Annotated in this window: 11 protein-coding genes; 4 read left to right on the plus strand and 7 right to left on the minus strand. The window is 45.7% G+C overall.

Going from position 1 to position 12,197, the window contains the following annotated elements:
• Nucleotides 1-83: 83 nt before the first annotated feature.
• Together ACRRSY_RS06325 and ACRRSY_RS06330 are read left to right on the plus strand one after the other, a co-directional pair.
• Nucleotides 84-1,169, plus strand: coding sequence for a glycerol dehydrogenase (locus tag ACRRSY_RS06325; RefSeq protein ID WP_432458928.1), 1,086 nt, complete (start codon nt 84-86; stop codon nt 1,167-1,169).
• A 331-nt stretch (nt 1,170-1,500) separates the two neighbouring features.
• A complete protein-coding gene (locus tag ACRRSY_RS06330; protein ID WP_432464597.1) occupies nt 1,501-1,611 on the plus strand; it encodes a DUF2834 domain-containing protein in 111 nt (36 codons plus the stop codon).
• 171 nt (nt 1,612-1,782) lie between these two features.
• Here the strand turns inward: ACRRSY_RS06330 and ACRRSY_RS06335 are convergent, their stop codons facing one another.
• The 7 genes from ACRRSY_RS06335 to ACRRSY_RS06365 form a co-directional block, all read right to left on the minus strand.
• A complete protein-coding gene (locus ACRRSY_RS06335) occupies nt 1,783-4,914 on the minus strand; it encodes an efflux RND transporter permease subunit (RefSeq protein WP_432464598.1) in 3,132 nt (1,043 codons plus the stop codon).
• A complete protein-coding gene (locus ACRRSY_RS06340) occupies nt 4,911-6,233 on the minus strand; it encodes an efflux RND transporter periplasmic adaptor subunit (RefSeq protein ID WP_432464599.1) in 1,323 nt (440 codons plus the stop codon). Before ACRRSY_RS06340 ends, ACRRSY_RS06335 begins: the two co-directional genes overlap by 4 nt.
• Nucleotides 6,234-6,342: 109 nt before the next feature.
• Nucleotides 6,343-6,711, minus strand: coding sequence for a hypothetical protein (locus ACRRSY_RS06345; RefSeq protein WP_432464600.1), 369 nt, complete (start codon nt 6,709-6,711; stop codon nt 6,343-6,345).
• A 468-nt stretch (nt 6,712-7,179) separates the two neighbouring features.
• Entirely contained in the window at nt 7,180-7,524 is a 345-nt protein-coding gene (locus ACRRSY_RS06350) for a hypothetical protein (protein WP_432458933.1), read from the minus strand.
• Nucleotides 7,525-8,043: 519 nt separating this feature from the next.
• On the minus strand, nt 8,044-8,388 hold the full coding sequence (locus tag ACRRSY_RS06355) for an antibiotic biosynthesis monooxygenase family protein (protein WP_432464601.1): 345 nt from the start codon (nt 8,386-8,388) through the stop codon (nt 8,044-8,046).
• 253 nt (nt 8,389-8,641) lie between these two features.
• Nucleotides 8,642-9,631, minus strand: coding sequence for a transposase (locus ACRRSY_RS06360; RefSeq protein ID WP_432464602.1), 990 nt, complete (start codon nt 9,629-9,631; stop codon nt 8,642-8,644).
• Nucleotides 9,632-10,016: 385 nt separating this feature from the next.
• Complete coding sequence (locus ACRRSY_RS06365; RefSeq protein ID WP_432464603.1) at nt 10,017-10,874, minus strand: SDR family oxidoreductase; 858 nt, start codon at nt 10,872-10,874, stop codon at nt 10,017-10,019.
• An 83-nt stretch (nt 10,875-10,957) separates the two neighbouring features.
• On the opposite strand from ACRRSY_RS06365, the gene ACRRSY_RS06370 reads away from it, so the two are divergent.
• On the plus strand, nt 10,958-11,371 hold the full coding sequence (locus tag ACRRSY_RS06370; protein WP_432454018.1) for a winged helix-turn-helix transcriptional regulator: 414 nt from the start codon (nt 10,958-10,960) through the stop codon (nt 11,369-11,371).
• A 231-nt stretch (nt 11,372-11,602) separates the two neighbouring features.
• On the plus strand, nt 11,603-12,091 hold the full coding sequence (locus tag ACRRSY_RS06375) for an AAA family ATPase (protein ID WP_432464604.1): 489 nt from the start codon (nt 11,603-11,605) through the stop codon (nt 12,089-12,091).
• The last annotated feature ends 106 nt before the right edge of the window (nt 12,092-12,197 follow it).

Genomic DNA, 12,197 nt, shown 5'->3' on the forward strand with positions numbered 1-12,197 from the left:
GCTTGGCTCTTTACAATAAGTTAAGCAAAGCAACGATGGCGTTTTATAGCCACTTTTATCGATAACAATTAGTGAGGCTTAACATGGACAAGATCATTATTTCCCCAAGTAAATATATTCAAGGTTCCAAGGTTATGGCGAGCATCGGCGACTATCTTAAACCCTTAGCTCATAAGGTGATGGTAATTGCCGATGGTTTTGTCACCGAACTGGTGGGCGCGACGGTAGCGAACAGTTGTCAACAATCGCAAGTTGAGTTGAGCATGCTTGAATTTACTGGCGAATGTAGTCGACCCGAAATTGAGCGCTTAACTGCGATTGCTGAGCAACAAGGAAGCCAAGCGATTGTTGGAATTGGCGGCGGAAAAACCTTAGATACTGCCAAAGCTGTGGCCTTTTACAGCAAGCTACCGGTGGTGATTGTGCCAACGATTGCTTCGACCGATGCACCAACGAGCGCCTTGTCGGTTATTTATACGCCTGAAGGGGAGTTTAGCGAGTATCTGGTTTATCCACGTACCCCAGATATGGTGATCATGGACACCGCTATTATTGCCGCTGCGCCAACCCGTTTATTGGTGTCGGGGATGGGTGATGCTTTATCGACTCACTTTGAAGCGAGAGCAAACAGCATTTCTAACAAGGCGACAATGGCGGGTGGCGCACCAACTCGAGCCGCACAAGCGCTGGCTAAATTGTGTTATGACACCCTGCTTGCTGATGGCTTAAAGGCTAAAATAGCCTGCGATCAAAATTTATCGAATACTGCTTTGGAAAATATTATTGAGGCGAATACCTATCTTTCTGGGATCGGTTTTGAAAGTTCTGGTTTAGCCGCCGCGCATGCCATCCATAATGGTTTAACCAAGCTTGAAGAATGCCATCATCTCTATCATGGTGAGAAGGTGACGTTTGGGACCTTGACTCAGTTGGTACTAGAGAATGCGCCGCTGGCTGAAATCGACGAAGTCATTGAGTTCTGCCGCTCGGTGGGTCTGCCGACTAACTTTCAAGCCATGGGGGTGACTAAGATTAACCGTGATAAATTACTCGAGGTTGCAGAAGCGTCTTGTGCTGAAGGGGAAACCATTCACAACATGCCTTTTGAAGTCACGCCAGAGTTAGTATTAGCGGCAATGTTAACCGCCGACCAACTTGGTTCTCGCTAGTGCCGTTCTACGCGGTAGTTTGATGGACTCACTGAGTACCTTGAGACTCGAGTTTGGATTGAGGCCGCTGTATGCGGCCTTTTTAGTTTCTATTTTAAGCTAAAGCATGGGACATTTTTGCTTGAAGGTATGCTTTGATTCAGGAGATTCATCGCGATTTAATCTATGCGATGTTTGACATTCGCGTAATAAATTCTAGTTTGATTCGTTTTGCAGCCGAAACCTGATTTTGAATGAAAATTGGCTCGATGTGGTTATCGCAGCTGTAACTTTATTAGGTTTTATTGTGGTTGTTGGGCAAAGGCGTCAGGTGAAAGCTTGAAGCTTCGCCATGGTGGATACTTTAATCATCGGTGTTTCCTTTGGATTACCCTTATACCTTTATCTAAAGGAAAAACAGTTTTTGAGTGCTGATTTTTGGCTTGATTCTGTCGCTGAATAAAGGCAGATGAGGTGCTAAGAATTCTTTATTGAGCTTTTGTTCATGAGCCGTTGCGCAGCACACTATCATTGGGTTTCGCGCAGATCACCCATCTTGACTGTGAGCGACGGACTTGTGCGCCGACACTTTGCCTAAGATGGGCTGCAGCAATGGCTTGTTGTCAGTTTTCTTTTACTCCGTTGTCATCGGTGGTTGGATATTTGCTGGTGATGGCACTTGATTAAACTTGCTCCAGTTCAAATCATCCAGTATTAACAGCACGCAAGGCACGATGATCGAAGCCAACAGGGTGGCCGAGATCAAACCAAAGGCGATACTGGCAATCAGCGGGATCAGAAATTGTGCCTGAGTGCTGGTTTCCGTTAATAAGGGCAATAAGCCGGCAAAGGTGGTTAAAGAGGTGATAAAAATCGCCCGAAAACGGTCGTGGACTGCGGCCTGACAAGCCTCCATCAAACTTCCCCCTTGAGCGATATTTTGTTTCACAAAGTTCACCAGCAGAATATTATCGTTCACCACGATCCCGGCAAGGGTGGCAAAGCCAACCAGGCTGGGAATGGTTAAGTCGAGCCCCATACCAAGGTGACCCCAGACGACTCCTATCCAAGCCATGGGGATGGCCAGCAATACCGCCAGAGGTTGGCTGTAGCTTTGAAACAGGAAGGTGAGGATCAAGTAGATACCTATCACTCCCAAGATAAAAAAGCTTAATAACGAGCGACCGGTGTCGGCACTTTCCTTATCTTGCCCTTGCGAGACAAAACTAAGTTCGGGAAACTTCTGCTGCACATTGGGGACAAACTCTCGATAAAACTGCTGCATGATTTCTCTGGCATTGGCCACATTGGTATTAATGTTACCCTGCACCGTGACGGTGTTATTGCCATTGATCCGGTTGATTCGTGAGTAAGCCTGTTGCTCGCTAAATTCAGCTACGCTGGAGAGTGGCACCAAACGCCCATTACTGGCGGTCACGGCTAAGTCTTTTAGCCCTTGCAAGCTAGCCTGGCTGGTGAAATCAGAGAGGCGCACCGTAATGTCCAAGGTTTCGGCCTGTTGAAACACCGTGAGCTCGGTACTGCCTTTGACCGCACCGCTGAGAGTTTGGGCAACTTGCGCGGCGTTCACGCCCATCACTCCAGCTTGATCTTTTAGGCTCACCAGGATCTCAGTTCTGCCTTTGTGCAGATCGCTGGACAAGTTAAACACGCCATCGAAACCTTTCAGCCATTTAATCAGTGAGCGGCTCACCTGATCCAGGTCATCTAAGGAAGCGCCTTGCACTCGAATATCGATACCATTGCCGGCAATCCCTCTTTCCTTATCGGTGAACTTGAGCGACACCACATCGGCGACTGGCCCCACTTTCTCTTTCCAGCTTTGGATCAAGCTCTTAATACTCTGTTGGCGAAATTGTGCGGGCAGCAGATCGGCACTCACCGTCGCCATATGTGGCCCCGATTCATTGGCGTCTAGATTACTGTTGTAAGTGATGGTCGTGCTATTAATCAGCGCTTCGGACCGAGGAAAAGCCTCGGCGTAATCTTGATTCAGTTGCACTAAAGCCGCCGATACTTTTTCAACGACCGTTTCAGTTTGGCTAAGTAAACTGCCTTGTGGAAGCAGAATACGAGCTTGCAAGGTATCACTCTCCAGGGCGGGCATGGCCTTAAACTTCAACCAACCCGCAGAGAAGGTTGCACTGGACACAAGCACTGCCATGAACAATAAACCTAAGGTGAAATAAGGTGCGCGCATCGCTTTCATCGACAGCGGGACAAACAGGCCATCTCTTAATTTTTCAAAGCCGGCAATAAAACGCGCGCGCACTGGATTCGGTTTCGCCTGCAAGTCACTGTGGGCAAGGTGCGAGGGGAGGATCAGCAGCGCTTCGACTAAGCTCACTAACAGGGTGATGAGCAAAATAATCGGTATATAGCGCAGTACGTCGCCCATTTTCCCGCTTAAAAACATCAACGGACCAATCACCATCAGAGTCGTAGCAAAGGAGGCCAGCACGCCGGGGAACACTTGTTTGCTGCCAACAATGGCCGCTTCAATCGGCGGCATCCCTGCTTGGCGCTTCGCGGCAATGTTCTCGGCAATAATTAAAGAATCATCCATCAATAAACCAATGGCGACGATCAGGCCGACCATGGTCATCATGTTAATGGTATAACCGAGCACGTGCATCACAAAAATTGAACCCAGAAAGGACACCGGTAAGCCCATCGCGACCCAAAAACTAAAGCGAATATTAAAGAAGGCCCATAACATCAGGAAGGCCAATAGCAAACCTTGAATGCCATTGCTGCTAAGAATGCGTAAGCGTTCTTTGATGTTGACACTAAGGTCTTGAGTGATATCGAAACTGACCCCCTGCGGTGCCATGGCTTGCTCTTTCGCCACTAAGCTCTCTAATGCCGCTTTGACCTTGAGCGAGTCTTGAGCGTTGCTTTTTGAGATCTGTAAGATCGCCGCGCGCTGGCCTTCGAATAATATTTTATCTTCATCGAGCGCAAATTTTTGCTCCACCTCTGCAATATCGCCGAGTCGCAGTTGGGTGCCCAATTCACTACTTTTAATGATGATGTTTCTTATCTCCTCGACACTGTTACTCTGTTGTATCAGGCGCACGCTGGTCTCAGCCAAGTCGCTGCGAAACACTCCGGCTGGCGCATTCAGGTTTTGTTGCTCAACCATCGCCGAGAGATCGGTAATACTCAGGCCATATTGTTTGAGCGTCCAGTCAGACACTCGAATTTCTATTTCTTGTGCGGAAAATCCGCCGACACTGACCTGAGCAATCATCGGATTGGCTTTTAAACGCTGCTTCACTGCTTGCGCAAACAGGTAAAGATCACGCGCCGACATATCGCCACGAATCGCCACACTGGCAACTGTGGCAACCCGGTCCAATTTACTGACGCTGATTTGTTCAACCCGGGCTGGAAAATCGTGAATGGCATTCACCTGCTGCTGAACGTCGGCGGTGATGATGTCGATGTCTTCGCCAGAATTAATTTCGGCATTGGCGATGGCTAAGTTTTCTCTGGCATCACAGCTGAGCTCTTTAATCCCATTGAGTTTGTCGATGGCATCTTCCAGTGGTAGGCAAATTTCTTCGAGTACCTCGTAGGGAGAAGCGCCGGGATAATTAACCCGAATTTCAACATCTTTAGTCGGGGTGAGAGGAAAGGTATCTTTCTGTAATTTGGGAAGCGCCAAGGCACCGAGTAACAGTAGCGCTAGCATCAATACATTGGCACCGGTGGCATGGCGAGCAAATAAGGCAATCATCATTGACCCTCCATACTTTGCGGCTTCGACGCTTTAAACCCGGTGGTTTTATCCAGCCATGCTTGAATTTTAGGATCGGCCTGCGGTTTTAGTTGCATGCCTGTAACTGCCGGTGAAAGCTGACTTAAGACCACCTTATCATTGGCCTGCAGACCCGATTGAATCACCGCAATTTGCTGTTGAATAAAGGCGACCTTAACTGGCCGAATCACCAGTTTGCCTTCTTGACCGACCAGATAGACCTGATCATTGTGAACGGCATTGGCTGGGATCAGCAGCTGCTCGTTTAATAGCGGTGCTTTGAGCGTGACTTGCACGAAGGTATCGCGGATCAACGGCGGTTTTTCACCGGGTTTGGCTTGCTGATAAGGATTATCGATGTGAACCACAATGCTTTGACTCTGGGTTTGCGCATCAATTTTCCCTCCGGAGCGACTGACCTGTGCCTGCCAATGGACCAGCTGTTCGCCCACCTTGAGTGAGACCCGCGCGCTTAAATTGTTATGCGCAGTATCTTCCATGGGCGCAAGGGCAGTGGCCTGATGTAGCGGGCGCATTTTGCCTAAAGGAAACTGAGCCTTAACCTCAACCGCACTGATCCCGTCGGCACGAAGTAAAGTTTGCCCCTTGCTAACGTATTCTGCCTTATCGACCAAGGTCTCGGTAATGCGCAGAGCAAAGGGGGCAACAATGCTGGTATTGATGAGGTCTCGCTCGGCCTGAGCCAACTGTATTTGTAAAACCTGCTGCTCCGCCTGATTGATCACCAGACTGTTTTTTAGGGTTTGCAGTTGCTGTTGGCTACTGAGCAGTTGGTGGCTTGCGTTGTCTTTTTCAGTTTTTGAAATGTGCCCGGTGCTGCTTAATTTTAGAATCCGCTGATACTCGGATTTTTGCAGCTCATATTCTTGCACGGCAATGTTCAGCGATTCGCTAATCGTGCGGTCTTTAAGCTGGGCCACTGCAATCTCGGCATTCAACTTCGCGACTTCCAGCTGATAAGTGGATGGATCGAGCTTGAGAATCACCGCCCCCTGCTGGATCACTCCGCCATCGTCAAAATCTTGATGGACCCAAAGAACTGTCCCTTCTAATTCTGCTTGCGCCTGCCACTGTTGCTCGGGTTCGGTGTAACCATAAGCTTGTACCATTGGCTGAATTTTACGTGGCAGCACTTTAAGGACTCGCACCACCTTTTTGGGGGTCGCTTGAGAGGCCGCTGGCGGCTCGGCTTTCATACTTGAAGCAAAGGCAAGGAACAGGCCACCAAGTATCAGGGGGGGAATAATCACGAGTCTCTGCTTCCAGCTGAAGTGGGACATGTCGCTCTCCTTGGACAATCACATGTAATACGTGTTTTTTTGTGTTTTAAAAGTTGTATTTAAAGCTCTAAATAAAGAAGCCACTGGGTAAGCAGTGGCTTAGCTTCGATTAGAAGGCTCGTCCTTTTCCTTGGCCACCTTCTCCTTGACCACCTTGTCGCATTCCTCGTTGGTGATTTAATTCATTCTGGTCGAGGAATTGATCGCCATTACTATCTAGGCTTTCAAAGGTCGGCGAGTTGGCTATGTTTTTTAAATTGCGACCGGCTTCGGTTTGTTGTGCGATACGCTGGGCCTTAAAGGCATGAAACTCGTCTGCACTAATCCGTTGGTCCTGATTGGTATCCATTGTTGTGTAGGCTGGCATTTGTTGGCGCTGACTACTGTTGTTATTGCCTTTACCTGTGGCATAAGCTCCGAGGCTAAGAACAAGACCTAAGGCGGCAATTGCTGAAATAGTTAATTTGCTGTTCATCATGTATCCCCTCTTGTTTAGTTATTTAAAGGATAGCGATTTGAATGTATGGCAACGTCAGTCAATGTAAATACTTGTAAAATATCAATTAAATAAGGGTGTAAATAGTATGTGTTCGTATTCTTGTTGGGTGTGAAGCGATGCTAAGTGCTGAGAAGGGAGGGGATCGTTTGGTGCCTAATTTAATGTTTGCTGTAACTCAATTAGCCTTTCTTCAAATCGACTCACATTGGTGATTGACACTCGGCTGCCAAAAAGAACTTGAGCTAACAAATGAGAAACCTGACAAATATGTCATTGCCTTTTTTATCGTTTTCTTAGAACGATGGCGCTAAATCAGGAGATGCCTGGTAAGGCCTGGAATACAAAGGCGTTAATCGACCATTGTATTTTAAACATTTTCAGGATAAGCCCGGTGCGGAGCTGTATACAGGTGGAGGGGCTGGAGGTTAGATACCTGCGGCTACTTGATCATGTTTTTGCGTTTTGTACTGTACTTATTTTTACCCAAAATGCTTCTTGGCAATGATTAATAAAATTTTTACGCTTTGGGTTAATGTCATAATCTTCAGGCTCAAATAAAACTTCATAATTGATAAAGGATTCTTCACAAGCCACTTCTGTATTCGAAGATTCAACGTCCTTCTCAATACTCTGTTTTATCGTTACACCATTTCTAAACTTAACTATTTGCTCTGAATATTGAGTAACTACCCCATCATCTTCAACTAACTCATTTACAATATTTCGCTCAACAATCAATTGATTTTCGAGTGAGTTGGTGATTATCGATACATATGTAAATAAGTTGTTCATAATATAAATGCCATAAAATTGAGGCCCACATAACGCCGCACTCTAGCGAGCTCCCTCGTAATCCTTAGGATATTCATAAACTAATTAGACAGCCATACTAACTATCCAATGAGCATCAGTCGATGTCATCAACTCAAATCAACTTTGAAGAGCCAACTTGTTCTTAAAAATCTTACATACCAAGATATTCAAGACAGCCATTTTATTCAAGAAAGATATTCTAAGTAAGCGATATTCAAGACCAATTAGAATGGCTGTCTAGTTATTTTGTAGTTATTTTTTGTTCGTACTCTGAAGCCAAAGTGGTTTGCAGATAGTCATCGCTAAACTAATTAAACTAATTAGACAGCCATACTAACTATCCAATGAGCATCAGTCGATGTCATCAACTCAAATCAACTTTGAAGAGCCAACTTGTTCTTAAAAATCTTACATACCAAGATATTCAAGACAGCCATTTTATTCAAGAAAGATATTCTAAGTAAGCGATATTCAAGACCAATTAGAATGGCTGTCTAGTTATTTTGTAGTTATTTTTTGTTCGTACTCTGAAGCCAAAGTGGTTTGCAGATAGTCATCGCTGACTTCTAACTTATAAACTGTTCTCGATTGGACCAAGCAATTACGCATTTCTTCGCGAGCATTTTCGTACAGCAAACCCGTTAATTTGTGATCTTTTTCCCATTGCTCTCGACTAGGCCACTGTGCATAACCCACTAAAACATTAGGCTTATCAGATAGGTGAAGTCTTGAGCCAAAACTACCACAATGCTGATAAATTACCTTTGTCACTTCAAGCCATGCTTCTCGAAATGACGCTTCCGTGCCTTCTTTTATTTCAAACTCATAGACTGCTATAAACATTTTCCATCCTCCCCGAGTGTTAAAACGAGTTATTCTCAGTTATTCTAGACAGCCACTTTTGGGCTTCAATTGAACAGCCAACATCATGCAATGAACATTACTTATCATCCGCATAAAAAGCAGCCTGATACTGAAAATTGCAATTTTAATACACGTTTTTACAACGAAAATCTGCAACAAGCAAGACGGCAAGCGCTGCGATTCTAGATAACCTGAATCACTCGCGAGTCAATGAAATTGAACCTGTAAGTTCTTAATCTAGATCCAGCCAGCGCTTGGCAGCTGCCATGCCTTTGATGCGAAGTTGATTGTGCTCACGCTTATAGCGTTCTAGTGAATGCCCAGCCCCAACCACGCTGGCAAAGTGATGCTCTAAACCCGTGCTCAAGGCTAACCAGCTTTCTTCATCGATTTGTAAGCGCTGTAAAATGGGCGCTTGTGCATCATCGATATAACCGCGTTTATCTTCTCTGATAACGCGGCCGGTGAGCTCTACCAGTTGCAGGTAGTCTTGTAGCTCAAAGGGTAAACCTTTGGGCATGGTTTCTCTGGGATTACCGACAAAAGGCATTAGCGGCTTGGGTTGCTGACCTTGTTTGGCTTGCTGAATGCGCTGTTTGATACTGGTGTGGTCTGAGGTTTCAGGCGTGCTCGCTATATTTGAGCGAACCGGGTTTAAATCCACATAGGCCATACAAGCTGCTAGGGCTGCTTCATCTAAAAGCGCTTGAGATTTAAAACGTCCCTCCCAAAACCGCCCAGTGCATTGGTCTTCTTTATTGGCAGCTCGAGCAATATATTCATTTAAATGGCGCATAAACCAGCTTAAATCAAAAAGGCGAGTCCGATACACTTCTACTGTGGCGTGAATGGCCTGTAGTTGCACCTCACTTAACTTTGGACGTAACTCAGAATTGAGGTACATTTGAGTCAGTAAGGTGCCCTGATGCAGAATATGCCAGCGTTCTAAGACTTCATCCATGGACCAGGCTTCGGCTTTAGCCTTATCAATGTGCAATACCACATGGGTATGATTACTCATAACTGCATAGGCACAGACATCAATGGCAAACACCGCAGTAAGTTGCAGCAAATAATCTTCCACCCACTGGCGGCGGTGCTCATAGCTCTTGCCCGTTTGCTTATCTTCGCCACATAAAAAAGCCCGCCGAACACAGCGGGAAACACAGTGATAATAAGGTGTATCCGATAAGCTCACTTGCGACTGTCTTGATCGAGGCATGGCAATAACTCCCAAAAATCAACTATTGATATTTTAGACTGTTACTGAGTTCTGGCTAGTTGAGATGGCTGTCTAAATATTTATTAGACTGTTACTGAGTTCTGGCTAGTTGAGATGGCTGTCTAAATATTTGTCGCTGTCTAAATATTTGAAAAAAACACTATTGATAGTTTAGACTATTACCGAGTTCTGGCTAGTTGAGATGGCTGTCTAAATATTTGTCGATTACCGAGATCTGGCTAGTTAGAATGGCTGTCTAAATATTTGGTTAGGATGGCTGTCTAAATATTTGCAGAATTTCGACTCATCGTTGAGGGCAAACTTGAGCGAGAACGCCGAAGTTTACCCCATTTTCAATGTTATCGTGGACGCAGACAATTTGTCATCAGATGCCTTCAAGCGTGGCTTTGATGGTATCTTCAAGGGCAATAGTTGGACGACCAATGAGGCGTGACAGGTCGCGGCTTTCACTATAGAGTCCACCTTTGGCTGCACCAACCTCTGAATTAGCCAAAAGAGTAGCAAATCCTTCTGGTAAGCCCGCGCCAAGTAATAACTGAGCAAACTCTGCTTCTGGCATATCTTTATAAGCAATGACTTGGCCAGCTGCTTTGCTAACTGCTGCCGCGTATTCACTAAGTGTAAATGCTTTATCGCCGGCTAATTCGTAAACCTTACCTGCTTGTTTGTCGCTGGTGAGCACTACCGCTGCGGCTTCTGCATAATCGAGGCGGGGAGCGGTTGAATATTTACCGTCAGCTGAACTACCACATATCACACCGTGGGTTAGGGCCATAGGAATATTCATTGTGTAGTTTTCGGTATACCAGCCGTTGCGCAATAGGGCGTGAGGGATCCCTGATTCTGCTAATAGTTTTTCCGTTGCAATATGATCTGCTGCCAGTGCTAAGGGGGAGCTATCCGCGTTTAATAGGCTGGTATAGGCAATAAAAGGGATGCCCGCAAGTTTGGCGGCGGTAATGACATTGTGATGCTGAGATTGTCGATTCTGCATATCACTTGAAGAAATCAATAATAACTTAGTGATACCTTTAAATGCTGTGTTCAGTGTTTCTGGTTGATCGTAGTCAGCAAGGCGGAGCTGGATCCCTTTTTCAGCTAAGTCTTTTGCGTTGTCAAGGTTGCGCACGGCAGCAACAATTTGACTGGCATCGGTTCTTTTTAATAGAGCGTCAATTACTAAACGTCCAAGTTGACCAGTGGCACCTGTAATTAAAATCATATTTTCTCCTATTAATTTTCTCGCGTTGAGGCGTAGAATAAACGACTCGCTAACATATAGTAAGTACGCACCAAAAGGTAAGTATGAAAAGAGTGGATGAAGAATATGGCCAGCAGCCAAAAGTAGGGTTTTCAGAACGTTTCACCCGTGGTGATGTTTTTTCTGCTCAATGCCCCTCACGCGAAGTCTTAAAACATATCACCAATCGGTGGGGCGGCTTGGTGCTGATAGCCCTTAAACTGAACCAAGGACCAGCTTATCGATTTAGTGAGTTGCGCCGTCTTATCCAGGGGGTGAGTGAAAAAATGTTGGCACAAACCTTAAAAATGCTGGAACAAGATGGTTTTGTACAGCGTACTGATTTTCAGGTTGTACCACCTCATGTGGAGTATAGTTTAACGCCCTTGGGTGCCGAAGTTGCGGTGCATGTGGTGGGTTTGGCGGATTGGCTCGAAGAGCATATTCAAGACATTTTGTCGCATCGCAAGCTAAGCTGATTCCGGCGTGCCACCATTAAAAATGGGTCCTTGTTTAATCCGTTCCGTGGTGAAGGAGCGCCTCATTTGTTTGTTGCAGTTTATGATTCGCTTTCCATAGCCAAAAGGAGAGTGCTTTACAAGTATAGGGGGGAAGATTTAGTCTCTCTTGCGAGACTAAAGAGTTATTCTTCGTCCTTTAAATTGCAAGCCATGATTCTCGGTCTCGAAACGAATTTAGGAGAAAACTTAATGAAGCAAGTGGGGCGGGTTTACCTGTTATGCGGAAAAGTTGCGAGTGGCAAGACCACCTATGCCAGAAAACAGGTTCAGCAAGGGAGGGCTATTTTGTTGTCGTTAGACGAGTTACATCTTAGTATTTTTGGCCCAGAGCCAACTCGAGAGCAAATTGACGATAGCTATGATAGTTGTTGTGCTTACCAACAGCACTTAGCCTTAAAGTTATTAAATTTGGGGATCGATGTTTACATCGATTGGGTTTTTTGGAGCCGAGCCGCACGCGTACAAGCGAAGCGTTTTTTTGAAGCGCAAGGTATTGTGGTTAGCATGATTTACTTTTCGCTGACCGATGAAGAGCGCCTGGCGCGAAACCGCCTACGCAATGCGGGCTCTGATCCCCATTCTTTTAAAATAGAAGAAAAGGATGTGAGTTTGTTCGATAGTTACTTTGAAACACCGAGTCCTGAGGAATATGACCTTGTGATTGGGGCTGAGCATTAAATCTTGGTTTTTATTGTATCGCTTGATATGAATCGGGTACGCACGACATTATGATTTGTTTCGGCTGCTACTTCGCCCTATGACTAGTATTTAGTCTAGGCAAACC

Origin of the sequence: Agarivorans sp. QJM3NY_33 (assembly GCF_050870865.2) — a bacterium.
GTDB lineage: Bacteria > Pseudomonadota > Gammaproteobacteria > Enterobacterales > Celerinatantimonadaceae > Agarivorans.